Raw genomic sequence first — 26,724 nt, 5'->3', positions numbered from 1 at the left:
GACATCGGTGGCTCAAGGAGCCCAGCGCCACGCAGGCGCACGTCGCGGCGCGCCGCGCAACAACCAGCGACGCACGCGTCACCGCGACAACACCGGCATCATCCCGGTGCTCGCCCAGGCCGTCCGCGAGGTCGAGGGTGCGGTGAAGCGCGGCAGCGCGCGTCCCTCCACCCGGACCCAGTTCCAGGCGATCGCGCTCCTCGTGCGCGAGGAGCGCGCGAGGCTCAAGGCGGACACGACGATCAGTGAGTCGCGCCGCGGGGAGGAGCTCAAGCGCCTCGAGGGGATCGCGACGATCCTGGCGATGACCGCCGCCCGGGACTCCAAGCTGCTCACGCTCCTCGCCGAGGACGCCGTCGTCAGCCCCGAGGCCCGCGAGCTGCGCCGCGAGATGCTCGCCGAGGCCGGCATCGACGTCCCGGCGGACCCGGAGCCGGAGCCGGTGGCCGCCTCGGACTCCCCGGTGGTCCAGCAGCGCCAGGTGATCCCGCAGTCGGTGATCTCCCGCCAGATGGCCAACCCCTTCCTCGAGCCGGACTACTCCGCGGTGAAGAAGCCCGCGGCCAAGCCGCGCCGGCTGGCCGGGTGGGAGCTCATCGAGCCGCTGCTGCGGTCCTTCGAGTACGGCGGTGAGTCGGCGTGCATGGCGCTGCCGGCGGCGCCGCCGCCGCGCGTCACCCAGGCCCTGGAGCTCATGCCGCACCAGGCGCAGGTGGTGGCCGCGGCCGCCGAGGGGCACCGCAGCTTCCTGCTCGCCGACGAGCCGGGGCTGGGCAAGACCGCGCAGGCGCTGCTGGCGGCCCAGGCCGCGCACGCCTACCCGCTGCTCGTCGTCGTCCCGAACGTCGTCAAGACGAACTGGGCCCGCGAGGCCGAGCTGTGGACCCCGAACCACCGAGCGACCGTCATCCACGGTGACGGCCAGGACGTCGACGCCTTCGCCGACATCATCATCATCAACTACGAGATCCTCGACCGGCACATCGGGTGGCTGGGCAGCCTCGGACTCAACGTGCGCGGGATGGTCGTCGACGAGGCCCACTTCATCAAGAACAAGAAGTCCCAGCGCTCCCAGCACGTGCTGCACCTGTCCGAGCAGCTCCGCTCGCGTCCCGGTCAGCCGCTGCTCATGGCGCTCACCGGTACCCCGCTCATCAACGACATCGAGGACTTCGTCGCGATCTGGGAGTTCCTCGGCTGGATCGACGAGGAGAAGCCCGTCGGGGACCTCATGCAGGCGCTGGAGGACACCGGGCTGACCCCGGCCGACCGCGGCTTCTACAGCGCGGCGCGCAGTGCCGTCATCGAGCAGGGGATCGTCCGGCGGCGCAAGATCGACGTCGCCGCCGACCTCCCGGCACGCCGCATCGCCGACGTCTTCGTCGAGCTCGACGGCGACGCGGGGCGGTCCATCCGCGACGCCGAGCAGGCACTCGCCCGCCGGCTCGTCACGCGTTACGAGCGTGCCCTGGAGACGAGGTACGGGGAGAACGTCGTCGAGGGCATCGACCACGAGCTCGTCCGCCAGGTCGCGACCTGGGAGGCGACCCGCAAGTCCGAGACGAAGTCCGAGGACAACGTCTTTGCGATGATGCGCCGCATCGGACGCGCCAAGGGCGGGGCCGCGGCCGACTACGCCGCCCAGCTGGCCCGGAACGTCGGCAAGGTCGTCTTCTTCGCCAAGCACGTCGACGTCATGGACGCCGCTGAGGAGATGTTCACCCAGCGCGGGATCGGCCACGCCTCCATCCGCGGTGACCAGACGTCCACGGCTCGGCAGCGCAACATCGACGCCTTCACGAACGACCCCGACGTCTCGATCGCGGTCTGCTCGCTGACCGCGGCCGGGGTCGGGCTCAACCTCCAGGTCGCCTCGAACCTCGTCCTCGCCGAGCTGTCGTGGACCGACGCCGAGCAGACCCAGGCCATCGACCGCGTCCACCGCATCGGCCAGCCCGAGCCGGTGACGGCGTGGCGGATCATCGCCGCCCAGACGCTGGACACGCGGATCGCCGAGCTCATCGGGAGCAAGGCGGGACTCGCCGCGCGGGCGCTCGACGGCTCGGACGAGGAGGTCGTCGCCGACGTCCAGGTCGAGATGCTCGTCGCACTCCTCACCGACGCGCTGAGCCCGGCCACCGTCATCGCCTGAGTCTGCGCCCGCGGTGCACGACGGCGGACCGGCCGGGTCCGTCGTCGTGCGGGCGGGACGACGACGAGCAGGACCAGGCGCCGTCGGCGTGCCGTGCGGGCGGGACGACGACGCAGGGACGGTCGCCGTCGTCGTGTCGTGGTGGGCCGGGTACGCACGTGCCCGGCCGCTCACGGCACCGTGGCCGTGGGGCGGAGTCGCTACTCGCGGCGCAGGACGATCGCCGTGGCGTCGTCGTCCGACCGCGGGTCGCGCACGCGCGCGAAGACGGTGTCGAGGTCCGTGGCGAAGGGCCCGCTGAAGGCCGTGCGGAGCAGCTCCAGGCCGTCGGGCAGCGGGGTGTCACGGCGCTCGATGAGCCCGTCGGTGAAGAGCACGACACCACCCCCGGGCGGGATGTGCATCGTCCCCGGGAGCGGCCGCTCAGGCACGTAGCCGATCGGCAGGGTGCCCGAGGGCGTGGGCCAGGCCGCGCCGTCGGCGGCGCCGATCGCCAGCGGCGGCAGGTGGCCGGCGCGCACGTACTCCATCACCCCCGTCGTCGTGTCGACGACGGCGATGAGGAGAGTGGCCATCTCCCCGGACATGGTCCGCCTCGCGAGCACGTCGAGGCCGATGGCGGCCGCTGCGGGGGAGTTCTCCCGCAGCAGGAGCGCGCGCAGCCCGTTGCGCAGCTGACCCATGGTCGACGCGGCTGACATGCCATGGCCGGCGACGTCCCCGACGGCCACGGCGAGGCGACCGTCCGGGAGGCACAGGGCGTCGTACCAGTCGCCGCCGACGCGTCCGCCGTCGCCCGGTGAGTAGCGCGCCTCGATGGACCAGCCGGCGACCCGGGGCAGCACCGTGGGAAGTGACGAGCGGTGGAGGATCTCCGCCGCCTTGGTGTCGGCGAGTCCGCGCAGGTACAGCGCCTCGACGGTGTGCCGGCGCAGGACGGCGGCCGTCTCGAGCTGCTCCTCGGTCCACGGCAGGCTCGCGCCGCGGACGGTCTCGCGCCAACGCTCGAAGGACTTGCGAGGGGAGAGCCGCACGGAGTCGCCTTCGCGGCGGGCGATCGCCTTGTTGTGCGGGTCACCGCCCCAGTCGACGGTCCGGGCGACCTCCCGCCGGAGCCACACGATGGCGTCCCCGTCCGCGATGTTGATCGCGAGGGCGCCCGCGACGTCGGGCGGCACGTGCGGGGTGTCACGGCTGAGGGAGTCGGTGGCCGCGACCTCGCGGCCGGTGCCGGCGGCCCAGCTGAGGATGGCGTCGAGGTTCGGCGGCGTCTGCCCGGCGCAGGCGGTGCGGCCCTGCGCGCGCACGATGACGCCGTCGGCCTCCGCGATCTCGAGGAGCGCGGGGTGCCGGACGAGCGCCTCGGTCAGCGGGAGGTCCTCGTCGCGGGTGGCGGCCACGAGCCCCGCGAGGTCGCGTGCTGCCCGGCGGGCCGCGGTGATGCGGTCCTCCTCGACCTGGGCGACGAGCCGCAGCGAGAGCACCGACCCGAGGAACTCCGCAGCGGCACGCACGCCGTAGGACGGGGTGTGGGGGCCGGAGTAGTGGTGGCATGCGATGAGGCCCCACAGCGCGCCGTCCTTGAGCAGGGAGATCGACATCGACGCCGTCACGCCCATGTTCTGCAGGTACTCGATGTGGATGGGCGAGACCGACCGGAGCGTCGCGTAGGTGAGGTCGAGCGGGGCAGTGGCGTGGCCCGGCGTCGCGACCAGCGGGCTCGGGGTGTACCCGATGTCGGAGATCAGCCGGATCCAGTTCTTCTCGTACAGGGCACGCGCCTGGGCGGGGATGTCCGTCGCCGGGTAGTGCAGACCGTGGAACGCGTTGAGGTCCTCGCGCTTCGCCTCGGCGACCACCTCGCCGTGGTGGTCGGCGTCGAAGCGGTAGACCATGACCCGGTCGAAGCCGGTGAGCTCCCGGACCGTGCGTGCGGCGACGTCGTAGAGCTGCTCGAGCGAGCGCGCGCGGTTGAGCTCGCCGATGCTGCCCCGGACCCGCTGGAAGGTGTTGGTGTGGCTCAGTGGCCGTGGCCCCTCCGCCGGCTCGAGCTCGACGACGACGGCGTCGGGACGCCCTGGCGGGCGGTGGACGATGGCGTCCCACGGCCGCCCGTCGGGCAGGTGGACGAGCACGGGGTTGCGGTCCCGCACCTCGCCGGGCGCGGCGATGTGGGCGTGAATGGCACGGGCCGCGTCCTCGCCGATCGCCGTGGCGAGGGTCGCACCGAGGACGTCCGTGACGGGAAGCCCCAGGTGGTCGACGGTGGAGGCGGAGCCCTGGACGACGACGTCGCCCTCGAGGACGAGCAGGATTCCCCGCGGCTGGATGGAGCCGGGGATGTGGATGGGCTCCCTGGCACAGTTGTCCAGGTCGACCGGGACGTCCTGCGCCAGCGTCGGCTCGTCGATCATCCGGTCAGTCTGCCAGGCAACCGGTGGCAGCCGAGGCGTCCCCTCACCGCCGGACCAGCCGCGGCGCGGGTCAGCCGATGGCGGCGAGCAGCTGGCTGCAGACCTCCTCGCATGAACGGCAGGCCTCGGCGCAGACCCGGCAGTGCTCGTGGTGGTCGGCGTGGGAGGCGCACTCGGTCCCGCAGGCCCGGCACACCTCGACGCAGGCCTGGAGCACGGCCCGGGTGACGTCGGCGTTGTAGGAGGTCTGCCGCGACAGGACACGCGCCGCGGTGTCGCAGACGTCGGCGCAGTCCAGGTTCGTGCGGATGCACGCGCGGAGCTCGGCGACCATGTCCTCGCTCAGACACGCGTCGGCGCAGGCGGTACAGGCCTGCGAGCACGCCACCAGGGTGTCGATGGTGCGGGCGAGGAGACCGGGGTCGATGCCGGTCTCGGCGGGGGTGGTCCTGAGCATCTCGGCCGTCTTCATCGGAACCTCCAGTGTCATCGGTGCAGCACCGGGACGGGCTGCCGGTACCTCCGACGCTATAAACGCCGGTCCGGTGCCGCACCCTCAGCCGCTCCTTCCGCTCCGGCCGGGGCATGCCGTGACGGATCACTCACCGCGCTGCTGCGGGCAGCGGTAGGTCGTTGCCGCAGGAACTTCTACAGTTGACAGGGAGCACATCCGTCCGGGACGAACGCGGCCCACGCCCGAGCATCCGGCTGCCGCCGACGGATCGGCTCTCCCCACGCCGTTCGGAGGACTCACCCGTGCCCATCGCCATCCTGGCCCTCGCCCTCGGAACGTTCGGGATCGGCACCACCGAGTTCGTCATCATGGGGATGCTGCCCAACGTGGCCGGCGACCTCGGCGTGGACGTGCCCACCGCGGGCGGCTACGTCTCGAGCTACGCCCTGGGCGTCGTCGTCGGTGCTCCTCTACTCACGGCCGCGAGTGTGCGGCTGCCGCGGCGGTGGACGCTCGTCGGGCTGCTCGTCCTGTTCACCGTCGGCAACCTGCTGTCCGCGTTCGCTCCCACCCACGAGGCCCTGCTCGCCACCCGGTTCCTCACTGGGCTTCCGCACGGGGCGTTCTTCGGGGTGGGCGTCCTCGTCGCGGCCTCCCTCGTCACGCCCGACCGGCGCGGGCGGGCGATGGCGACCGTCGTCGTCGGTCTCACCCTGGCCAACGTCGTCGGTGTCCCGGCGGGGACCTTCATCGCCCAGCAGGCGGGATGGCGCTGGACGTTCGCAGCGGTTGCGCTCGTGGGGGCCGTTGCCGCGGTGGCGGTGGCGGTCCTCGCTCCTCGCCGCGACGACGGCGCCGGCACCGGCTCGCTGCGTGCCGAGCTTTCCGCGTTCGCCCGGCCCCAGGTGCTGCTCACGCTCGCCGTCGTCGTCTTCGGGCTCGGGGGCCTGTTCGCGAGCTACAGCTACGTCGCGCCGATGCTCACGGACGTCTCCGGGTTCGCCGAGTCGGCGGTTCCGTGGGTGCTCATCGTCGTCGGCATCGGGATGACGGCCGGTTCCTACACCGGAGGCTGGCTCGCCGACCGGAGCACCCTCGGCACGCTCGCCGGCGGGCTGGCACTCGTCGTCGTGTCGCTCGTCGCCCTGGCGGCGTTCCTCGACAACGCAGCGGCCGCGGTCGCGCTGCTCTTCGTCCTCGGCTTCGGCAGCCTCGGGGCGGGGCCGGCGATCCAGATGCGCATCATCGAGCAGGCAGGCGGCGCGCCGACGATGGTCTCCGCCGGTGTCCAGTCGGCGTTCAACATCGCCAACACGATCGGTGCCTGGCTGGGTGGCGCCGTCATCGCTGCCGGCGCCGGGCTCCGTGCCCCGAACCTCGTCGGCGCCGGCCTCGCTCTCGTCGGCCTGCTCCTCCTCGGGTGCTCGGCAGTCCTCGAAGTGCGGCAGCGCAGGGCCGCGGCCGCGGTGACTGCACAACCGCAGCCGGTGGCGGTGGCGGCCTAACATCGGCTCCTCCGGCCCCCCGGGTAGGGTGGCCCCGCAGCCTGCCCAGGCGCGTGGCGACACGAAGGAGTGCCGGTATGACCGTGGCGACGACGACCGACGTCCGTCTCGGCGACGGCACGATGCCGGCGCACCTCTGGCTCCCACCGGGAGGTACCGGCCCCGGACTGCTCCTGCTCCAGGAGATCTTCGGCGTCAGCGAGTACATCAGGAGCAGGGCGGAGGACCTGGCGAGGCTCGGCTACGTTGTGCTCGCTCCCGAGCTCTACTGGCGCACCGACGGAACCGTGGACGAGTCACGCGCCGACGTCCTCGAGCAGGGCATGGCGCTGCAGGCGCAGCTCGAGTGGGACCAGACGGTCGGCGACTCCGTCGCCGCCCTCGACGCGCTCAGGGCACGCCCGGAGGTGAACGGCGGGACGGGCGTCATCGGGTTCTGCTTCGGCGGGGGAGTGGCGTTCAACGTCGCGGCCGTCGCCGACGTCGACGTCCTCGTCTCCTACTACGGCTCCGCCCTGCCCCAGCTGCTCCCGCTCGCGGACAAGGTCGGTGTGCCGAGCCTCCACCACTTCGGCACCGCCGACGCGTACATCCCGCCCGAGACGGTCGAGGAGATCCGCGCGGCCGTCGCCGGTCCGGAGGTGGAGTTCCACCTGCACGAGGGTGCGGGCCACGCCTTCGACAACCCGCACCCGGCCTTCGTGCACCACGCGGCCCGCGCCGACGCCTGGTCGCAGACTGTGGACTTCCTCGCCCGGCGGCTGCCCGCGTAGACCAGGCATGCGCCGGGTGCGCGTGACGTTGCTCCACCGGCTCCGGTCGAGCTCGGCACGCGCTCACGCCGGTGGATGACGACGACGGCACCCGCCGCCGGCGCCGCATGCTCGCAGCGGGCCCGATCAAGGCCCGGACGCGAACGGAGGCGACCATGACCCAGCGCACCTGTTCCATCACACCCCTCGACGAGGAGCCGCGCGGTGCCGACGTCGAGGCCCGCAGCCGCCGCCCGCACAGCGCACCACCGCCGCGGTCCGGGCAGCCGTGGACCGACGTCGAGTACGAGCAGATCCTCGCGGCTGCGCGTGACGGGGTGACCGACATCGACGAGGTCGCGTCCCGGATCGGCCGAGGGCCGCATCCCACTCTCGCCAAGGCCCGGCGGCTGCTCCCCGTGGACGAACGGGCGGCACCGGTGGACCGCGTGCTCGTGCTGCTACGCACACACCAGGAGGATCCCGGCTACGACTGGCAACGCACCACCCTCGAGGAGCCGCCGCCGCGGCCGGTCATCGCCCCGCCTGCGCTCAGCGGCCTCTCCGGGTTGCAGCCGGACGACCTCGTCACCATCGCTCACGCGCTGGCCTCGTCCATGTCGGTCGCTGACCAGGACCTCCTGGCGCGGGTCGGTGCCGAGGTGCAGCGGCGAGGACTGCGCTACGAGCTCGTGGAACACCGGGCCGGGCGGCTGTACCGGCAGACCGCGATCTCCTGGGAGCAGGCTTTGGACGAGGCCGGCTCCTGGCTGCGCCGTTCCCTGCCGGGGACCGCACTGCCGCAGTGGGACGCGGACAGCTACGGCTGGAGCGTGGGTAGCCCGCCTGACGACTGACCTGAGTCGCCCTCCTGAGGAGGACCGCGCCGGCGCTGCCCTGGCCGCGGTGTGGCGGGCGGTGACGGGCATCGTCGTCCTGGATCCCGGGCGTCGTAAAGCCGGGGCCCGCGCGGCTGGGCTCGGCGAGGCGAACCCCTCATCGCGTCCGGCCACCGGCCGATGGGACCAGGGAAGAGAGGTGACGATGGACGGAATCGGTGGGATCGCGCAACGCATTGCGGGGATCCAGGCACAGCTGACGGCTCTGTCGCCGCCGCGTCCCTCGGTCGCGACCGCCGGTGCCTTCGACCGCGTCCTCACCCAGGCGACCGCGGAGTTCGCCCCCGCGACCGGTGCTCGCCCCGTCGCTCCACCCGCCGTCCTCAACGCCGACGGCGTGCCGGCGGACCTGGCCCAGTACGGCAACGGCAAGGTCCCGCCGCACGCCCTGGCCCCGATCGACGGCACCGGGCACAAGCTGTGGGCGCCGGCAGCCGCCAAGTTCCAGGAGCTGCTCGCCACCGCGAAGGCGCAGGGCGTGGACATCGGGATCAACGACTCCTACCGCACCTACGACCGGCAGGTCGAGCTCGTCGACCGGTTGGGCCTCTACCCGGAGGGTGGTCTGGCGGCCGTGCCCGGTACCAGCCGGCACGGCTGGGGAATGGCCGTCGACCTCAAGCTCGACGGTGAGGCACTGACGTGGATGCGAGCCAACGGTGAGCGGTTCGGCTTCGTCGAGGACACGCCACGGGAGACCTGGCACTGGGCCTTCTACCCGGACCGCGTGAGCTGACACCGGGTCAGAACGGCGGTTCGTCCCCTCCGGACCAGGCAGGAGCGTGCTCGAGTCCCGGCCACGGCTGACCGGTCGCCTCTCCTCGTGGCGCCCAGCGACCGCCGACATCGGTCCCCGCGGAGACCTCGGCGAGGACGGCGTCGACGAGGCTGGCGTCGACCGGCCGACCGGAGCGGACCGCCTCCTTGCCCTTCGTCCGCAGCCCTTCGGCGGTCCGGCGCGGGAGGGTGATGATGGTGCCGTCGGGCCGCCGCAGGTAGCCGTGGCCGGTAGGGGTGGTCCAGGCGTAGGTGCGGTCGGAGGCGTAGGCGACGGTGAACGCCCCGATCGACTTGATCGCGTGGTCTCCCGTGCAGGCCGGTCCGAGGTTGTCCGCGGACGTGACCCCACCGTCCTGCCACTCGTGGATGTGGTCGAGGTCGCAGTTCCGAGCGGGTACCGAGCAGCTGGGCACGATGCACGTGCCGTCGCGTTCTCGAACGTGGTCGGCGATCGCGGTCGGTGGCTGGTAGCGCGTGCGCCCGACGTCGAGCACCTGGGTGCCCGTGGCGTCGGTGACGAGTCGCCGCCACACCCCTCCCGCGCTCAGTGCCCGCGCCACCACAGGTGGGACGGGGCCGTAGCCCTCGAGCTCGGCGACCGGTTCGGGGACACGGTCCACTGCCGTGACGCCCGGGTCCCGGGGGCCCGGGAGCAGCACGGAGATCGGGACGGTGATGCGGATGTCGGACCGCCCACCGCCCAGCATCCCGAGGCGCACCATGGGCAGACCTCCCCCCGGCAGCCGGTGCCCCGGATGGGGCGGCCCGTCCGCGAGCCGGGGCGCGGACTGTACCGGGGACGCCGAGCCGCTCGTCAGTGCTGTCCCTGCCGGCGGTGGTGCTCCGGCAGCCGGTGCTGTGCTGTCGCCGGGTGCCGCTCCACTCGCCGGCGGTGGTGCTTCGGCAGCCGGTGCGGTTCCGTCGACCGGTGCGGTCCCACCCGCCGATGACGACCGACAGTCGCACCTCTCCCTGCAGTCGCAGGTGCACGAGGGCGCCGGGTAGGGGCCGATGTGGCCGAGCGAGAGCGCAGTGTGGCCCATGAGGGCGAGGCTGTCGGCGCGCAGCTGGTCGAGCGTGCGCCGGTCACCGCTGTTCTTCGCGGACCGTGCCGCCGCCTCCAGCGCGGTGTCCAGCGCGATGGCGTCGGCCGCGGGGAGGACTGCGGACATCCGCGCCATCCCGTCCTCCATCGGCTGTGGTCGGTTGACGCACCGCTTCTTGCGCGCAGCGAGGTGACGAGCGTCGGCGGAGTCGGGGTCGACCGCGATGACGGCCCTGGCGAGGTCCTGCTGCACCTGACGCAGAGTGCGTCCCGGGGCCTTGTCGAGCACCTCCAGCTGGGCCGTCACCGCAACCTCGGCGGGCAGGTCGTGCAACGTCGTGACGATCGCCTGGGCCCGCGGGAAGTCGATGAGACCTTCCTCGAGCGCCTGACCCGTCGGTTCGAAGGCGGTCCCGAAGGCGTGGCCGCAGGCAACCAGCTTGACCGCTGCCTGCTTGCTGACCCGCAGACGCATGGCCAGTTCCGGACCGACCACGCACTCGCCCGTGGCCCGGCCGGCGACGATCGTCGGCCAGGTGGGGTTGACGGAGGAGCGCTCGGCGAGGGTCGCGGCGGCGCGGGCGGCCTTGGCCGCCGACCACGCCTCCATCCGCTTGAACGCGGCGACGACCTCGACGAGGGAGAAGTCGTCGACGTCGGCCGGGTCGAGGGTGTCGAGCAGCGTGGCCAGCCGCTCACCGGGGGGCAGGTCCTCGAGGTAGTCGCCCAGGGCGCCACGCTCGGGGAGGAGCTCGGCGAGCTTGAGCTCAGGCCAGTTCGCCGGTTCCGGCTGGTACTTGGGAAGCCCGAACGCCCACCAGTCGAGCATAGGTTCTGGAGTAGCGTCGCCACCATTAACCATCGTGGACCGCGAGAGCCACGGCGAGTCGTCGTTGACGAGGCCCACGGTTCCCTGGCGGACCAGACCAGCAATCCGTGCCTCGGTGACCGACAGAACAGTGCGGGTGGCGGGCTCAGGCCCGCTCCACGTCCCGCCACCGGTCCCGTTGAGGGGCATTGCCGTCACCTCCTGATGACACCCATGCTATCGAACACACGTACGAGTGACAAGGGCTGTGGAGGAGGTAGCAGCGACGTCGCCGTTCGAAGAGCAAGGCCCGTGGAGGAGGTAGCAGCGACGTCGCCGTTCGAAGAGCTAGGCCTGTGTAGGAGGTAGCAGCGAAGTCGCCGTGCCGCCAGCGCGGCGGCACGGCGACGCAGGGTCAGCTCGCGGCGGCTTCCGGCCTCCTCACGAGGAACGAGAACGCGACGGCGACGACCGCCAGGCCGGTGCCCCACAGGAACGCGTCGTGCACCCCTGCGGCCTGGGCGGACACCGGGTCCAGCCCGTCCCGGACCCCGGCCGCGGTCCGGGTGGACATCACGGTGATGAACAGGGCCGTCCCGGCGCCGCCGGCGAGCTGCTGGAGAGTGTTCATGATCGCGCTGCCGTGGGAGTACAGCCGCGGCTCGACGGACCCGAGCGCCGACGTCATGAGCGGCGTCATGAGCAGGCCCAGGCCGAGGCTCAGCAGCACGTGGACCGCGACGACGTGCGACATCGGGCTCTGCGCACTCAGCAGCGTCATCGACCCCAGCGCGGTGGCGACGACGATCGAGCCCGGCACCACGAGGGGCCGCGGCCCGACCCTGTCGAACAGTCGGCCGACGAACGGGGCGATGAGACCCATCGTCAGGCCGCCCGGGAGCAGCACGAGACCGGTCTCGAGCGTCGTCAGCCCCATGACGTTCTGCAGGAAGATCGGCAGCAGGATGAGCGTGCCGAACAGCGCGCCCATCGAGATGAGCATCATGCCGACGCCCACGGAGAAGGTCCGCGAGCGGAACGGACGCAGGTCCAGCAGGGCAGCGTCGGTCCGCTGCAGCCCGACCTGCCGCCACACGAAGACGGTGAGCGCGGCCGCACCCACGACGAGCGGGACGACGGGCGGCACCGCCGCGCGGCCCTCGGTGGACTCGCCGATGCTGCTGAGCCCGTAGATCAGTCCGCCGAACGCGGTCGCGGACAGCAGGATCGACAGCGCGTCGAACGGAACTGTGCGGGGCGTGGTGATGTTCTTGACCAGCGACCCGCCGACGATCAGGGCGAGCGCGGCGATCGGCAGCACGGCGAGATAGATCCAGCGCCAGCCGAAGTTCGCGAGGATGAACCCGGAGAACGTCGGGCCGGTCGCCGGCGCCACCGCGATGACGATCGAGATCAGCCCCATCGTGCGCCCGCGGCGCGCCACGGGCACGAAGGTCATCACCGTGGTGAAGAGCAGCGGCAGCATGACCGCGGTCCCGCTCGCCTGAACCACCCGCGCCGCGATGAGCACCGGGAACACCGGTGCCAGCGCCGCCAGTGCGGTGCCGGCGGTGAACGTGCCCATCGCCGCGATGAACACCGACCGGGTGGAGAACCGGGTGAGGATGAGACCCGTGGTGGGGATGACCACCGCCATCGTGAGCATGAACGCGGTCGTCAGCCACTGCGCCGTCGCCGCGGTCACCGAGAACTGCTCCATGAGGCGCGGGATCGCCACGCTCATGACCGTCTCGTTGAGGATCATGACGAACGCGGCGACGAGCAGGACGCCGATGACCAGCTTGACCTGCGCGGGGATCGTCGCCTCCGCGGAGGCGTCGACCACCGGGTCAGCGGTGGGGTTCTGGCGCTCGTCGACGCTCATGGGCAGCCTCCTGGATCACGGTTCGGACCGGCCGCGACGACCCCCACGGCTGCTGGTCGCCCGTGGAGGCAACCTCGCGCACCGGCGGAGAGTCTACGGTCGGCACCCCGCCCGCTGGCGAGCGAATTGTCCGCCGTCCATCCGTGTGGCGTCGGGTCCGGTCGCGCCGCCGGAGCGGCGGCGCCGTGTCTCAACCGGGGCCGCCACGGATCTGTTCCCGGGCCCGTGCTGGTCAGGGCTCACGACGACGACGCCCCACCCGTGCCGGCACCGTGCCGGCTGCGGGCGTCGTCGGGTGACGGAGCCGACTCGGGTGCGGGGGAGGCGTCGCCTCGGCCGGGAAGCATCACGGCGGTGTGGCGGGAGGTCGTGCGGGCCGCGGTGGAGGCGACCGACTGACCGCTGCGGCCCCGGCGAGCCTGGACGGGTCCGTTCCCGCGTTGCGGTGAATGATGTTGGCGAGGGGCTGCCCAAACGGCGCCCCGACCGTCGAAGGGAGAACCATGGCTGAGCAGGCGCCGTCGACAGGCGAGGAGACCCGCACCCTGCTGGTGCTCGGTGGGAGCGGCGACCTCGCCGGTCGACTCCTCCTCCCGGGCCTCGGGCGACTTCTCGCCACCGGGCGTACCCCGGACCTGCGGCTCGTCGGCTCGGGCGTCGACGACTGGGACGACGAGCAGTGGCGAGCACGGCTGCGGGAGGTGTTCGCCGTCGAGCCGAGCATCGAGATGGCGCCGTGGGAACGGTTCAGACAGCTCGACGGGGAGCCCGGGGCAGCCACCCTGCGACGGCTGGAGCGCGAGTCGGTCTACCGGCAGGCGGACGTCACGCGGCCGGAGGACCTGCGCCGCGTGCTGGCGGAGTGCGAGGGGCCGGTGGCGATCTACTTCGCGCTGCCGCCCGCCGTGACCGAGAAGGCGTGCCTCGCCCTCGAGGAGATCGGCCTCCCCGGGGGCACGCGGCTCATCATCGAGAAGCCGTTCGGGACGGACGGGGACTCCGCGCGCCGCCTCAACGAGGTCGTCGAGCGGCTCGTCCCCGAGACGCAGGTGCACCGGGTGGACCACTTCCTGGGCAAGAGCACGGTCCTCAACATCCTCGGGTTCCGGTTCGCGAACCGGATCTTCGAGCCGGTGTGGAACGCCTCGCACGTCGAGCGCGTCGACATCGTCTACGACGAGAGCCTCGGGCTCGAGGACCGCGCCAGGTACTACGACACCTCCGGCGCGCTGCGGGACATGATCCAGAGCCACCTCCTGCACGTGCTCGCCCTCATCACCATGGACCCGCCGGCCACCCTGGGCGAGCGTGACGTCCGGGACCGCATCGCCGAGGTGCTGCGTGCGACGCGGGCCGGTGACCCGGAGCGGCACAGCAGGCGTGCGCGGTACGGCGCCGGGAGCATCGAGCGCCGCGAGCTGCCCGCCTACGTCGACGAGCCCGGCGTCGAGCCGTCGCGCGAGACCGAGACGCTGGCCGAGGTGACCTTCTTCATCGACAGCTGGCGGTGGAAGGGCGTGCCGTTCACCCTGCGCTCGGCGAAGGGCATCTCCCCGACCCGCAAGGAGGCGCTGGTCACCTTCAAGCGCGTCCCCCACCTGCCCGTCGGGCTCCAGGGCACGTCACACCCGGCACGGCTGCGGATCGGCCTCGGCCCGGAGTGTCTGGACCTGGAGCTCGATGTCAACGGTTCGGACGACCCCTGGACGCTGGACCGCGTGGTCATGTCGACCAGCTTCGGTGAGGGGGAGCTGCCCGCCTACGGCGAGGTGCTCGCCGGTGTCCTGGAGGCCGACCCGCTGCTGTCGGTGCGCGGGGACGTCGCCGAGGAGTGCTGGCGGATCGTGGCGCCGGTGCTCGAGGCGTGGCGCGAGGGACGCGTGCCGCTGGGGGAGTACCCGGCCGGGTCGGACGGCACCGGGCACCACGCCTGACCGGGCTCAGTCCGGCGCGTCGCGGTCGGCAGCGGCGCGGGCGGCGAGGGCGTCGAGGTCGCGGACGGCGTACCGGTGGTGCTCCCACTCCTCCTCGAGGATCGTGCGCAGGCACGAGAGCACCGTCTCCTCGTACTCCGGTGCGTGCGGGTTCCGCCTGGGCTCGGCGAGCTGCTCGGCGGTGACGGTCGTGAGGACGTCCCTCACCATGAGCTGACGCTCGCCCCGGGCCTCGAGGACCTGCTCCCAGGACGGCACCACGGTGGAGAACTCCGACCCGTCGTACGCGGCGGTGTCGCCGTCGTCGTTGGCGAGGCCGGCCGGGTGGTAAGGGCGCTCGCGCTCGAGGACCGCCCGGCCGAGCCACGTGTCGGTCGCCATGACGAGGTGGCGCAGGGTCTGCGCGAAGGACCACTCCCCGTCGACGGACGCGTCCACCGTGCCCGCCGGCATCGCGGCGGCGCGCTCGAGGGTGGCAGCCCACGTCCGTTGCAGAGCCGTCCACGCGGCACGCAGGCCCTCGGGGTCGGCGGCCGTGCGCAGCTCACGCCCGGGGAAGCGGCGGTCGAGCTCGGCGTCGACCAGCGGGACGACGTCCACACCGTTGACGAGGAACCGGCTGCCGCCCTCGAGCAGCCACGGCGAGTCAACCTCCATCCCGGCGACCTCGCTGCCGCGCACGACCACACCGGTGAGGTCGCACGCCACGAACCGGGAACCCCGGAGGTCGCGGCCCCGGAAGGTCCTCCCGCGCAGGCTCTCGGGCCGGCTCTCATCCACGGGAACCATCGTGGCACGGGCGGCGGGCTCGCGGGAGGGGCGCGGCGGCCTACGTGGGCCGCACCTCGCTGCGGAGCCGTCCCGGCACGAAGACCCAGGACACCGCGGCGCCCAGCACCAGCAGGCCCGTGCACCACCACATCGCCTCCGCGTAGCCGGCGCTGTACACCTCCGGCGCGAGGGAGCCCTCACCGGTCAGTCCGACGAGCGCGGGCAGCGCGGCCACGGACAGCAGCCCCGCGGCCCGGGCGACGGCGTTGTTCACTCCGCTGGCCAGGCCCACGTGCTCGCTCGGGGCGGCGGCGAGCACGGTGGCCGTCAGCGGCGTGACGAGGAGCGTGATCCCCGCACCGAAGACGAGGACGCCGGGCAGCACCTCGGCCACGTAGGACGCTCCCGGCGGGATGCCGACGAGCAGCGCGGCACCGCCGGCGGCGATCGCCGGACCGAGCGTCATGAGGACTCGCGGGCCGGTGCGACCGAGCAGCGTCCCCACGCGCGGGGAGAACAGCAGGAGGAGCAGCGTGAACGGGATCGTCGCCGCACCCGCCTCGAACGGGCTGTACCCGGCCACCACCTGGAGCTGGAGGATCAGGAAGAACATCACCGCGCCGAGGGCCGCGTAGATGAGGAACGTCGCGACGTTGACGGCCGAGAACGTCCGGTCGGCTAAGACCTCGAGCGGCAGCATCGGGTGGCGCGTCCGCGCCTCCACGACGACGAACGCCGCCCCAGCCACCAGCCCCACCACCGCGGGCAGCCAGCCGCCCTGGATGAGCGCGACCGTGATGCCGCCCAGGGCGACGACGCCGAGCGCGGCCCCGGGCACGTCGAACCGTCCGACCCGCGCGTCTCCACCGGACTCCGGCACCCGCAGCACCGCGATCGCGATGACGACGACGGCGACCGGCACGTTGATGAAGAACACCCACCGCCACGACAGGGTCTCGACGAGCCAGCCACCGAGCAGCGGCCCGACCGCGCCGGCGACCCCCGACCACGCCGACCAGTAGCCGATCGCCCGCGGGCGGTCGTCCTCGGCGATGAGGGACTGGATGAGCGCGAGGCTGCCCGGGGTGAGCAGCGCCCCGCCGATCCCCTGCAGCCCGCGGGCCACGATGAGCTGCTCGATGCCCTGGGCGAAGCCGCACGCGACCGAGGCGAGACCGAACCACGCGATCCCGACGACGAAGATCCGTCGCCGGCCCAGGCGGTCCCCGAGCGAGCCACCGACGAGGATGAGCGAGGCCAGCGCGAGCATGTAGGCGTTGACCACCCACTGCAGGTGGGCGAGCATCGCGTCGAGGTCGAGGGCGATCGGCCGCAGGGCGACGTTAACGACGGTGCCGTCGAGGAAGGCGATCGCCGACGCCAGCGTCGCGGCGACCACCACCCAGCGACCACCGGGCGACCGGAGCGGGAGACCCTCCACCGCACCATGGTCCCGCCTCCGGCGCCGTCGGAGCGAGCCTTTACCGGCCGCGGCCGGCTCCGCTACGGCAGCCGCGCCTGCCTCATGAGCGCGGAGCTGTAGACGTTGGCGATCCGCACGCCGTCCAGCCAGGCGGTGAGCCGCGTGGCCTCGGCGTCGAGGGCGGCCCGGCCCGCTGCCCCGACGTCCGCCCGCAGGACGACCCGGACCGCGGCGTCGTCGTCCTGGACCCAGGCGCCGACGATGCGCCCGTCCCACCAGGCGGTGGTGCCGGCGTTGCCGTTCGTGTCGAAGAGGTAGGGGACGTCCTCGGGGTCGAGGTAGAAGCCGCGGCCCTTCCAGCCCATCGTCGTCGGGTCGAGGGTGGGCAGCAGCGCCGCCCACGGCTCGGGCGGGGCGACCGGGTCGACGTCGTCAGGCAGCACCCAGCCGACCTGGCCACGGTCGAGCCCGACCTCGACGGCGGCGACGGCCTCGAGGGCGGCCCGGACCGCGCCCTTGGTGGACCCGAGCCACCACTGGACGTCCTCTACCGTGCCGGGCCCGAAGGTGCGCAGCCAGCGGCGCACGAGCTCGGCGTAGCCCTCCTCGGTGGGCAGCGGCCGGGGCTGCTCGCCGAGCCACGAGTCCATGAGCGTCCAGGTGGGGCGACCGAGCCGCCAGTGGCCGGCGTTGGGGCCGCGGACGATGCGGCCCTCGGCGCCGAGCAGGGTGAGGACGCGCGGGGCGATCTGGAAGGTCCCGCCGTACTTCTTGCCGGGGCTCACCGTGAAGGTGCCGGTGAGCTCGGGGACCTGCTCGCGCAGCTCGCGCGCGGCCAGCGGGCCGGTGGTGGCGAGGTGGGCGATGACGGCCCGGGTCGCGGCGTCGACCCAGGCACCGCCGTCGTCGGCGACGCCGTGCCTCTCCACGTCCCGGACGATGATGCGCCGCTGCTCGGCGGCCACCCGGCTGGCTGCGCTGCCGAGTGCCGCGGGGAGCAGGTCGCGGGGGAAGACGAAGAGGGTGCGGCGCATGGCGATCTGCTTGACGAGGCTGCGCTCCTCGTAGAGTGCCCGGTCGACGGACTCCGGGGAGACGCCGTCGGCCCTGGCGCGGACGGCCAGGTGCACCGTCGCCGGCTCGGTGGCGTGCAGCACCGTCATCGCATGGGTCACCGCGACGGGGTCGGTGAGGCGGTGGGCGGGGTGGAGCCCGTGGCGGACAGCGAGCCTGCTTCGGCGCTCGGTGTCGTCGATGTGGCGCATGGGGGTCCACTATGCCCCTCCCCTCGTGCCTGGCGCCTGAGTGTCGCGAGCTAGCGCTCCGGGTCCTCGAGCACCGACATGACGTTGCCGGCCGGGTCGGTGAACCAGGCGATGAGCGGGCCGCCGCCGCGGAAGATGCCCTGCTCGTCGGTCTCCAGCGGAGTCCCGGCGTAGTGCTCGAAGGTGACGCCGCGCCGGCCCAGCTCGGCGACGGCGGCCTCGACATCGGGCACGGGGAAGTTGAGGACGGTGAAGGTGGCCGGCTGGTGGTCGTCCTTCGCGTAGGCGAGCACCTGCGCGCCGCCCGGGAGGTCGACGAACAGGACGCCGGGCTGCCCGGTGTCCGTCACGGTGAGGCCGAGGACGTCCTGGTAGAACGCTCGGGCGCGGTCGGCGTCGTCGACGGAGAAGCCGGAGTAGGCGGTGTCGGTGAACAGTGAGGTAGCCATGCCGGTACTGACCGGCGCCGGGGACGGAAGTGGTCGCGACGGCGGGCCGCAATCTCCCGCGCGCCGTGTCACCGCCCTGGTGTAGAACGGGTGCCATGCCACTTGAGGGGGAGTACGTCCCGAGTCCGAGCAAGCGTGCGCGCGACCAGGTCGCGCTGTACGAGCGCACCGGCGGTGAGCGGGGCGCCACGCTGGGCGGCAGGCCGGTGGTCGTCCTCACCCACCTGGGCGCACGGACGGGCAAGCTCCGCAAGACCCCCCTCATGCGGGTCGAGCACGACGGCGTGTACGCCGTCGTCGCCTCGCTCGGCGGCGCTCCCGAGCACCCGGTCTGGTACCACAACCTCCTCGCGAACCCCCGGGTCGAGCTCCAGGACGGCGCCGCGAGGTGGGACATGGTCGCCCGCGAGGTCACGGGCGAGGAGCGTGAGCTGTGGTGGCAGCGCGCCGTCGCCGCGTTCCCGCCCTACGCCGACTACCAGCAGCGGACCGACCGGGTCATCCCGGTGCTCGTGCTCGAGCGGAGCTGACTCGCGGGCGGTCCGGGGTGGCCCGCCGTAGGCTCGGGCGATGTCGACGCTCCGCACCGCCGCCCGGCTGGCCCTCGGTCTCGCGATGGTCGCCGCCGGCACCGGCCATCTCACCGTCCAGCGGGAGGAGTTCCAGGCGCAGGTCCCGAGCTGGTTCCCGGTGGACAAGGACCTCACCGTGCTCGCCTCCGGCGTCGTCGAGATCGCTCTCGGGGCCGCGTTCGTCGCCCTGCCCCGCCACAAGCGGGTCGTCGGGGCGGTGCTCGCCGTCTTCTTCGTCGTGATCTTCCCGGGGAACGTCGCCCAGTACCTCGAGGGCAAGGACGGCTTCGGTCTGGACACCGACGCGAAGCGCCTCGGCCGGCTGTTCTTCCAGCCGCTGCTCATCCTGTGGGCGCTCTATGGCGGCGGTCACCTGCGCCGTCGGGAGCGCGTGGAGCGTCCCGACGCCTGACCGGCAGTGAGCGTGCCTACCGCCCGGCGCGCCGCGGGAGACCGGCGCCGACGACGGCGGCCAGCCCGAGCAGCACGACGGCGGCACCCAGCCCGAGCACCATCGTCCGTCCACGGCCCAGCCGCTCCGAGAGCCGTGCCAGCGGCAGGACCGCGACGGCGATGGCGAGCGTGAGGACCGACACGAGCAGGCTCGCCCGCGTCGCGTTGACGTCGAGCTCGGCCGAGACCAGCGGGAGGAGCGGCTGGACGACGTAGACCATCGCGAAGGCGGCCATGCCGGTGGCGACGAGCGCGAGCAGGGCGCGTCGGTACTGACGGTCGTGCGGACGCAGACCCGCGAGGGCGGGCGACGGGTCGACGGGCACGCCGTCACTGTAGGCCGGGGTGCCCGGCGCACCGTCGACGCTGCGGACCTACCCGCGTGGGCGGCTACCCGGGCAGCGACGACCCGGGCCACACCAAGCCGCACCCGCACGAGTCGCGGTGCCGCACGCGTGCCGGGACCCGGACCGCACGAGGGGCGCGGCCGGCGCCGGCGACCCGGTCGAGGAGCAGCGCGACGGCCTCGCTGCCGATCCGCTCGGCGTCCTGCGCCACGGTGGTGAGGCGGGGGGAGAACACGTCGGCCCACTCGAAGTCGTCGAAGCCGACGAGTGCGAGGTCGGCGGGCACGGCGAGGCCGCGGTCGCGGAGCTGACGCATCGTCCCGATGACCATGGCGTTCTGCGCCGCGACGATCGCCGTGGGTGGCTGCGACCGGTCGAGCAGACCCGCGACGACGTCGTAGGTCCGCACGGCGTCCGAGCCGCCGTCGACGACGAGCCCCTGGTCGAACGCGAGCCCGGCACGCTCGAGCCCGGTCCGGTAGCCGGTGACCCGCTCGTCCGTCGTCGTCAGCCCTGCCATCCCCGAGACCATGGCGATGCGGCGGTGCCCGGTGCGCGCCAGGTGCTCGACGAGCTCGGCCATCGGCTCGACGTTCTCGGTGCACACCGAGTCGAAGCGGGGGTCGGGTGCACGGTCGACGAGCACCGTGGGCAGCGAGGTGCGCGCCAGGCGGTCGAGCAGCGGCCCGGCTCCGCTCGACGGCGCGAGCAGCAGCCCGTCGAGCTGGTACCCGCGCAGCGCCGTGACGACCTGCTGCTCGGTGCTCGGGTCCTCGTGGGTGTCCGCCAGGATCAGGGTGTAGCCGGCCGCCGACGCCGCTGCCTCGATGGCGTGCACCACCTCGCCGAAGTACAGGTTGGTCATCGCCGAGATCGCGACGCCGATCCGCTGGCTGCGGGCCCGCACCAGCGAGCGGGCCTGGTCGTTGGGGACGTAGTCGAGCTCGTCGACGGCGGCGAGCACCCGCCGGCGGGTGGGCTCCGCGACGAACCGGGTGCTGTTGAGGACGTGGGAGACGGTCGCGGTGGACACGCCCGCGCGACGCGCCACGTCCGTGATGGTGACCACGCTGCCCCGTTCCTCGTCGAGCGACGCAAACGTTACACGTAAACGCTTGCGTCCGACCCGTCGGCACTGGTTCACTCGGGCCACGTCGTTGTGACGCAGGACACACCGAACGCGAGGGAGCGTGCCGTGAACACGAACCGACCGACGACAGGAGCAGCGGGACCCAGGCGACGTGCGGCACTGGCCGTCATCACCTCGGGGGTCCTGCTCGCGGCCGCGGCCTGCGGCTCGGACGCGGAGCCGGGGGACGACGCCGGGACCGCCGGAGCCACGGGCGGTGACGGCGGCGGCGACGTCAGCATCGGTCTGGTGACCAAGACCGAGACCAACCCGTTCTTCGTCACGATGCGTGAGGTCGCCGCCGAGTACGCGGACGAGCAGGGGGTCGAGCTGACCGCCCTGGCCGGCGCCTTCGACGGTGACAACGAGGGCCAGGTCCAGGCCATGGAGGACCTCATCGCCCAGGGCGTCGACGGCATCCTCATCACGCCGAACAACTCCTCGGGGCTGCTCGGGGCGATCGAGCAGGCGCGCGCCCAGGGGATCGTCGTCATCGCGCTCGACACGGCCACCGACCCCGAGGACGCGGTCGACGCCACCTTCGCCACCGACAACCTCGAGGCCGGGCGCCTCCAGGGGCAGTACGTGCGCGCGGCGCTCGGTGACGAGGAGCCGGCGCTCATCATGCTCGACGGCACCGCCGGCGGCACGGTCGACACCTTCCGCCACGACGGCTTCCTCGAGGGCTTCGGCATCGAGGAGGGGGACCCGGCCATCCTGGGCATGGAGAACACCCAGGGAGACCAGAACAACGCGCAGACCGCGATGGAGAACCTCCTCCAGCGCAACCCCGACGTCAACGCCGTCTACACGATCAACGAGCCGGCGGCCCGCGGCGGCTACGCGGCGCTCGAGGCGCAGGGCATCGCGGACCAGGTGGTCATCGGCTCCATCGACGGCGGCTGCCAGGGCGTGCAGGACGTCGCCGACGGGAAGTACGCCGCAACGGTCATGCAGTTCCCCGCGGAGATGGTGCGGCAGGGCATGGACGCCGTCATCGAGGCCGCAGGGGGCGGCGCGGCGCCGTCCGGGTTCACCGACACCGGGAGCGTGGTCATCACCGACGACCCCGTCGAGGGGATCGAGTCCGAGACCACCGAGTGGGGTCTGGAGAACTGCTGGGGCTGAGGCGTCCGACCCGAGCGCCGGGGAGCACCATGACACACACCGCAGCCGCCACCGATCCCGAACCGCCGGCGCGCGTCGTGCGCAGCGAACAGCTCGGCCGCGCGATCCGCAACCCCGTCATCGGGCCCCTCGGGGCGCTCGTCATCGCCGTCGTCGTCTTCACCCTGACCACCGACACCTTCGCGACGGTCGGCAACGCCTCACTCATCCTCCAGCAGTCCATCGTCATCGGGACCCTGGCCCTGGGGCAGACGCTCATCATCCTCACCGCGGGCATCGACCTGGCCAACGGCGCCATCGCGGTGCTGGGGACGATCGTCATGGCCAAGCACGTGGTCGGCGGGGGAGACCCGCTCACGGCCCTCCTGCTCGGGATCCTCATCACGGTCGTCCTGGGCACCATCAGCGGCCTGCTCGTCACCCGGCTCGGGCTGCCACCGTTCATCGTCACCCTCGGCATGCTCACCGTGACGTTCGCGCTCGCGCGCCTGTACGCCGAGTCCCGCAGCTACCCGGTCCAGGACGGTCTGCTCCGGTTCTGGGGGGACGGCATGACCGTCGGCGGGGTGCGGATCACCTGGGGCACGTTCCTGCTGCTCGGCATCTTCGCGGTGTTCTGGTTCGCGCTGAGCCGCACGGCCTGGGGGCGCCACGTCTACGCCGTCGGGAACGCGCCCGAGGCCGCCCGCCTCACCGGGATCAAGACCAGCCGCACGGTGCTGTCGGTCTACGTGGCCGCCGGTGCGCTCTACGGCCTCGCGGCGTGGCAGGCGCTCGGGCGCATCCCGAACGCCGACCCGAACGCCTACCAGATGGCCAACCTCGACAGCATCACCGCCGTGGTCATCGGCGGCACCAGCCTCTTCGGGGGCAGGGGCAGCGTCGTGGGCACGCTCATCGGCACGCTCGTCGTCGGCGTGCTCCGGTCGGGCCTGACCCAGGCGGGCATCGACAACCTCTACCAGGACGTCGCCACGGGTGTGCTCGTCATCGTGGCCGTCTCCCTCGACCAGGTCTCCCGCAGGAGGGCGGCACGATGAGCGCGGAGCCGGTGCTCGTGGCGCGCGGGCTGTCGAAGTCCTACGGGCACGTGCGCGCCATGCAGGACGCGGACTTCGAGCTGTACGAGGGCGAGGTCCTCGCCGTCGTCGGCGACAACGGGGCCGGCAAGTCGACCCTCATCAAGGCGCTCTCCGGCGCCGTCGTGCCGGACGCCGGCGAGATCCGCATGAACGGTGAGACGGTGAGCTTCCGGTCACCGCTCGAGGCACGTGCCCGCGGCATCGAGACCGTCTACCAGGACCTCGCCGTCGCGCCCGCCCTCGACATCGCCTCCAACCTGTTCCTCGGGAGGGAGATCCGCCGCTCGGGCATCGGTGGCCGGCTCTTCCGCATGCTCGACGCCGGCGCGATGCGCACCGAGGCGCGCCGCCAGCTGGACGCCCTCGGGGTGCGCATCCCCGACGTGCGGCAGCCGGTGGAGACGCTGTCCGGTGGCCAGCGGCAGAGCGTGGCCGTGGCCAGGGCCGCCGCGTTCGGCACGCGGCTCGTCATCATGGACGAGCCGACCGCCGCCCTCGGCGTGCGCGAGTCCGGGATGGTGCTCGACCTCATCCGGCGCATCCGTGACCGCGGGCTGCCGGTGGTGCTCATCTCCCATAACATGCCGCAGGTGTTCGAGATCGCCGACCGCATCCACATCCACCGGCTCGGCCGTCGCGAGGCGGTCGTGGACCCCCGCGAGAGCACCATGGCCGACGTCGTGGCGATCATGACGGGCGCCCGCTCGGTGGAGGCCGGTGACGCCGGGTGAGCGGGGGGCAGCCACCTCCCACCGACGTCCTGGACCCCGACCTGCTCGAGCGGGCGAGGGCGCTGGCGGCCGGCGGCGGGCGGCGGGTCCTCGGGATCACCGGAGCGCCGGGAGCGGGCAAGTCCACGCTCGCCCACGCCCTCGTCGACGCCCTGGGGGAGCAGGCGCGGCTCGTCGGCATGGACGGCTTCCACCTCGCCGAGGCCGAGCTGCACCGCCTCGGGCGGCACGACCGCAAGGGGGCGCCGGACACCTTCGACGCGCTGGGCTACGTCGCGCTGCTGCGCCGGATCCGGGCCGCCGACGAGCGGGTCGTCTACGCGCCCGTCTTCGACCGCGCCATCGAGGAGCCGATCGGGTGCGCCATGCCGGTCCCGCGTGCGGTCCCGCTCGTCGTCACCGAGGGCAACTACCTCCTCGTGCCGGACGGTGACTGGGCCGGGGTGCGACCGCTGCTGGACGAGTGCTGGTACGTCGAGCCGCCCGAGGAGCTGCGCATCAGTCGGCTCATCGCCCGGCACGAGAGCTTCGGCCGCTCCCCGGAGGTGGCCCGCGAGCGGTCGCTCGGGTCCGACCAGCGCAACGCCGAGGTCATCGTGGCGACCCGGTCGCGTGCCGACCTGGTGATCGCGGCGCGCTGAGCCACGCAGCAGCGCCGTCACCCTGTGGCGTCCGTCACACGCTACGGTAAGCCCGAGCACGATCGACGAGGGGGCCGATGATGACTCAACCCACCGTTCCGGGCGACCACCTGCGCGGCTACGAGCCGGACCCGCACCGCGGCGCGGAGGTGGAGCAGAAGTCACCGGGGGAGCGCGCCGAGCCGCCCAAGCGCACCACCTGGCGCAACCGCCTGATCGGTCTCGCCGCCGGCCTGGCGGGTGCGCTGCTCGTGTACGTCCTCATGCCCGCCGACGTCGCGCACTCCGCCAAGGTGACCGCGGCCACCGCCGTGCTCATGGGCCTGTGGTGGATGACGGAGGCGATCCCGATCCCGGCGACGGCGCTCGTCCCGCTCGTCGTCTTCCCCATCTTCAACGAGACGACGGCGGAGGACGGCTCCACGAGCCCCGTCACCGTCGACCAGGTCGGGGCCTCCTACGGCAACAACATCATCTTCCTGTTCATGGGCGGGTTCCTGCTCGCCCTGGCCATGCAGCGGTGGAACCTGCACCGGCGCATCGCACTGGTCACCGTCCGTGCGATGGGCACGAGCCCGTCGATGGTCGTCGCCGGGTTCATGGTCGCCACCGCGTTCCTGTCCATGTGGGTGTCCAACACCGCCACCGCGGTCATGATGCTGCCCATCGGGGTCTCCGTGCTGCTCCTCGTGGCCAACCTCAAGGACGAGGTCCCGGCCGGGGCCAGGGGCGCCGACGGGCGAGTCGACATGCAGTCCGACGAGGTCAAGGACCACGTCATCGAGTCGACCTTCGGCACCGCGCTCATGCTCGGGATCGCCTACGCCGCGTCCATCGGCTCACTGTCCACGATCATCGGCACCCCGCCGAACACGCTGCTGGTCGGCTACCTCGCGGACAACCACGACATCCGGATCGGGTTCGGCCAGTGGATGCTCGTCGGCCTCCCGCTGGCGGTGGTGTTCCTCGCGATCTGCTGGTTCCTGCTCACCAAGGTGCTCTTCAAGCCGGAGATCGACCGGATCCCCGGCGGGCGCGACCTCATGACCGAGGAGCTCGCCAAGCTCGGGCCGATGTCCAGCGGCGAGAAGCGGGTGCTGGCGATCTTCGTGCTCGCCGCCGTGTCCTGGGTGTCCATCCCGCTCATCTTCGACGAGCCCTTCATCTCCGACGCCGGCATCGCCATGGTCGTCGGTCTGCTGCTGTTCCTGCTGCCCTCCGGCAGCAGCCGAGGCGTGCGGCTGCTCGACTGGGAGAGTGCCGTCAAGCTGCCCTGGGGCGTGCTGCTGCTCTTCGGCGGCGGTCTGGCGTTGTCCTCGCAGTTCGGGGCGAGCGGACTGACGTCGTGGATCGGTGATCGGGCCGAGGCACTCGGTGGTGCGCCGGTCGTGCTCGTCGTCGTCGTGCTCGTCGCGCTGGTCATCTTCCTCACCGAGCTGACGAGCAACACGGCGACGGCCGCCACGTTCCTCCCGGTGGTGGGCGGGCTGGCCATCGGGATCGACATGCCGGTCATGCTCGCCACGATCCCGGTCGCGATCGCTGCGACCTGCGCGTTCATGCTCCCGGTCGCCACCCCGCCCAACGCCATCGCCTTCGGCTCCGGCTACGTCACCATCCCGCAGATGCTGCGGGGCGGAATCTGGCTCAACCTCATCGGCATCGTGCTCATCACGATCACCGCCATGACGCTCCTCGTGTGGGTGTTCGGGATCGTCTACTGACGACGACGGCGGGGCCGGGTGACGTCGTCGGGCGGCACCTAGCATGGGCCGCATGCTCTTCGCCTTCTCCGTCGCCCCGGCAGTCTCGACCAGCCCGGACGGCTCGGTCTCCGAGGCGGTCGCCGCCGCCGTGCGCGTGGTCCGCGAGTCCGGGCTGCCCCACGAGACCACCTCGATGTTCACCACCATCGAGGGGGAGTGGGACGAGGTCATGCCCGTGATCAAGCGGGCCTGCGACGCCGTCGCCCGGTTCGGCCCGCGGGTCAGCCTCGTCCTCAAGGCCGACCTCCGGCCCGGGTACGAGAACCAGCTCAGCGAGAAGGTCGAGCGGGTCGAGGAGCACCTGGGCACGGCGCAGGGCTGAGCGCCAGGGACCTTCCG

At 72.6% G+C, this 26,724-nt stretch carries 24 protein-coding genes; 14 read left to right on the top strand and 10 right to left on the bottom strand.

Translation table 11 applies throughout. The features are described 5' to 3' along the window. The first annotated feature begins 7 nt into the window (after positions 1–7). Positions 8–2,152 (top strand): DEAD/DEAH box helicase, encoded by a 2,145-nt coding sequence (locus VR894_RS09130; protein WP_416380833.1) that lies wholly within the window; start codon positions 8–10, stop codon positions 2,150–2,152. A 200-nt stretch (positions 2,153–2,352) separates the two neighbouring features. Here VR894_RS09130 and VR894_RS09125 read toward each other — a convergent pair whose 3' ends face one another. Continuing rightward, positions 2,353–4,566 carry a SpoIIE family protein phosphatase gene (locus tag VR894_RS09125; RefSeq protein ID WP_324651071.1) on the bottom strand — a complete coding sequence of 738 codons (2,214 nt, stop codon included), beginning with the start codon at positions 4,564–4,566 and terminating at the stop codon, positions 2,353–2,355. Positions 4,567–4,636: 70 nt separating this feature from the next. Continuing rightward, positions 4,637–5,038, bottom strand: coding sequence for a four-helix bundle copper-binding protein (locus VR894_RS09120; RefSeq protein WP_324651070.1), 402 nt, complete (start codon positions 5,036–5,038; stop codon positions 4,637–4,639). 284 nt (positions 5,039–5,322) lie between these two features. On the opposite strand from VR894_RS09120, the gene VR894_RS09115 reads away from it, so the two are divergent. The 4 genes from VR894_RS09115 (at position 5,323) to VR894_RS09100 (ending at position 8,912) form a co-directional block, all read left to right on the top strand. After that, the gene (locus tag VR894_RS09115; RefSeq protein WP_324651069.1) at positions 5,323–6,525 is read left to right on the top strand and encodes an MFS transporter; all 1,203 of its coding nucleotides are present in this window, start codon (positions 5,323–5,325) and stop codon (positions 6,523–6,525) included. Between the two features lie 77 nt (positions 6,526–6,602). Continuing rightward, a complete protein-coding gene (locus VR894_RS09110) occupies positions 6,603–7,298 on the top strand; it encodes a dienelactone hydrolase family protein (protein ID WP_324651068.1) in 696 nt (231 codons plus the stop codon). Between the two features lie 155 nt (positions 7,299–7,453). Beyond that, positions 7,454–8,134 (top strand): hypothetical protein, encoded by a 681-nt coding sequence (locus VR894_RS09105; RefSeq protein WP_324651067.1) that lies wholly within the window; start codon positions 7,454–7,456, stop codon positions 8,132–8,134. Positions 8,135–8,321: 187 nt separating this feature from the next. After that, a complete protein-coding gene (locus tag VR894_RS09100) occupies positions 8,322–8,912 on the top strand; it encodes a M15 family metallopeptidase (protein ID WP_324651066.1) in 591 nt (196 codons plus the stop codon). Between the two features lie 7 nt (positions 8,913–8,919). On the opposite strand, the gene VR894_RS09095 is transcribed toward VR894_RS09100, so the two are convergent. Next, the gene (locus tag VR894_RS09095; protein ID WP_324651065.1) at positions 8,920–10,830 is read right to left on the bottom strand and encodes an HNH endonuclease signature motif containing protein; all 1,911 of its coding nucleotides are present in this window, start codon (positions 10,828–10,830) and stop codon (positions 8,920–8,922) included. A gap of 394 nt (positions 10,831–11,224) precedes the next feature. Beyond that, positions 11,225–12,694 (bottom strand): MDR family MFS transporter, encoded by a 1,470-nt coding sequence (locus tag VR894_RS09090; RefSeq protein WP_324651064.1) that lies wholly within the window; start codon positions 12,692–12,694, stop codon positions 11,225–11,227. Positions 12,695–13,197: 503 nt separating this feature from the next. On the opposite strand from VR894_RS09090, the gene VR894_RS09085 reads away from it, so the two are divergent. Then, positions 13,198–14,628, top strand: coding sequence for a glucose-6-phosphate dehydrogenase (locus VR894_RS09085; RefSeq protein WP_324651063.1), 1,431 nt, complete (start codon positions 13,198–13,200; stop codon positions 14,626–14,628). Between the two features lie 6 nt (positions 14,629–14,634). On the opposite strand, the gene VR894_RS09080 is transcribed toward VR894_RS09085, so the two are convergent. From VR894_RS09080 to VR894_RS09065, 4 genes are all read right to left on the bottom strand, one after another. After that, a complete protein-coding gene (locus VR894_RS09080) occupies positions 14,635–15,417 on the bottom strand; it encodes a DinB family protein (protein ID WP_416380831.1) in 783 nt (260 codons plus the stop codon). 40 nt (positions 15,418–15,457) lie between these two features. After that, on the bottom strand, positions 15,458–16,840 hold the full coding sequence (locus tag VR894_RS09075) for an MFS transporter (RefSeq protein WP_324651061.1): 1,383 nt from the start codon (positions 16,838–16,840) through the stop codon (positions 15,458–15,460). Positions 16,841–16,902: 62 nt separating this feature from the next. Continuing rightward, positions 16,903–18,087, bottom strand: a complete 1,185-nt coding sequence (locus tag VR894_RS09070; protein WP_324651060.1) for a winged helix DNA-binding domain-containing protein — start codon at positions 18,085–18,087, stop codon at positions 16,903–16,905. A gap of 50 nt (positions 18,088–18,137) precedes the next feature. Continuing rightward, positions 18,138–18,536, bottom strand: a complete 399-nt coding sequence (locus VR894_RS09065) for a VOC family protein (protein WP_324651059.1) — start codon at positions 18,534–18,536, stop codon at positions 18,138–18,140. Positions 18,537–18,631: 95 nt separating this feature from the next. Here VR894_RS09065 and VR894_RS09060 point away from each other — a divergent pair, with 95 nt between their 5' ends. Together VR894_RS09060 and VR894_RS09055 are read left to right on the top strand one after the other, a co-directional pair. Continuing rightward, positions 18,632–19,066 carry a nitroreductase family deazaflavin-dependent oxidoreductase gene (locus VR894_RS09060; RefSeq protein ID WP_324651058.1) on the top strand — a complete coding sequence of 145 codons (435 nt, stop codon included), beginning with the start codon at positions 18,632–18,634 and terminating at the stop codon, positions 19,064–19,066. Positions 19,067–19,106: 40 nt separating this feature from the next. Next, the gene (locus VR894_RS09055; protein ID WP_324651057.1) at positions 19,107–19,520 is read left to right on the top strand and encodes a DoxX family membrane protein; all 414 of its coding nucleotides are present in this window, start codon (positions 19,107–19,109) and stop codon (positions 19,518–19,520) included. Between the two features lie 16 nt (positions 19,521–19,536). Here the strand turns inward: VR894_RS09055 and VR894_RS09050 are convergent, their stop codons facing one another. Together VR894_RS09050 and VR894_RS09045 are read right to left on the bottom strand one after the other, a co-directional pair. Next, on the bottom strand, positions 19,537–19,887 hold the full coding sequence (locus VR894_RS09050) for an MFS transporter (RefSeq protein WP_324651056.1): 351 nt from the start codon (positions 19,885–19,887) through the stop codon (positions 19,537–19,539). A 64-nt stretch (positions 19,888–19,951) separates the two neighbouring features. Next, positions 19,952–20,977 (bottom strand): LacI family DNA-binding transcriptional regulator, encoded by a 1,026-nt coding sequence (locus VR894_RS09045; protein ID WP_324651055.1) that lies wholly within the window; start codon positions 20,975–20,977, stop codon positions 19,952–19,954. 126 nt (positions 20,978–21,103) lie between these two features. Here VR894_RS09045 and VR894_RS09040 point away from each other — a divergent pair, with 126 nt between their 5' ends. From VR894_RS09040 to VR894_RS09015, 6 genes are all read left to right on the top strand, one after another. Then, positions 21,104–22,165, top strand: a complete 1,062-nt coding sequence (locus VR894_RS09040; protein WP_324651054.1) for a substrate-binding domain-containing protein — start codon at positions 21,104–21,106, stop codon at positions 22,163–22,165. Between the two features lie 29 nt (positions 22,166–22,194). Further along, the gene (locus VR894_RS09035; RefSeq protein ID WP_324651053.1) at positions 22,195–23,205 is read left to right on the top strand and encodes an ABC transporter permease; all 1,011 of its coding nucleotides are present in this window, start codon (positions 22,195–22,197) and stop codon (positions 23,203–23,205) included. After that, entirely contained in the window at positions 23,202–23,978 is a 777-nt protein-coding gene (locus tag VR894_RS09030) for an ATP-binding cassette domain-containing protein (protein ID WP_324651052.1), read from the top strand. Before VR894_RS09035 ends, VR894_RS09030 begins: the two co-directional genes overlap by 4 nt. After that, entirely contained in the window at positions 23,975–24,619 is a 645-nt protein-coding gene (locus VR894_RS09025; RefSeq protein ID WP_324651051.1) for a nucleoside/nucleotide kinase family protein, read from the top strand. The genes VR894_RS09030 and VR894_RS09025 overlap by 4 nt, the downstream gene beginning before the upstream one ends. An 80-nt stretch (positions 24,620–24,699) precedes the next feature. Next, positions 24,700–26,343: a DASS family sodium-coupled anion symporter gene (locus VR894_RS09020; RefSeq protein WP_324651050.1), complete on the top strand. Its 1,644-nt coding sequence runs from the start codon at positions 24,700–24,702 to the stop codon at positions 26,341–26,343. A gap of 52 nt (positions 26,344–26,395) precedes the next feature. After that, positions 26,396–26,707 (top strand): MTH1187 family thiamine-binding protein, encoded by a 312-nt coding sequence (locus VR894_RS09015; RefSeq protein WP_324651049.1) that lies wholly within the window; start codon positions 26,396–26,398, stop codon positions 26,705–26,707. The last annotated feature ends 17 nt before the right edge of the window (positions 26,708–26,724 follow it).

This window comes from Georgenia sp. H159, from assembly GCF_035607575.1.
Classification (GTDB): Bacteria; Actinomycetota; Actinomycetes; order Actinomycetales; family Actinomycetaceae; genus Oceanitalea.
The sequence above is the reverse complement of the archived record's forward strand: the minus strand, read 5'-3'. Positions and strand labels throughout refer to the sequence as shown.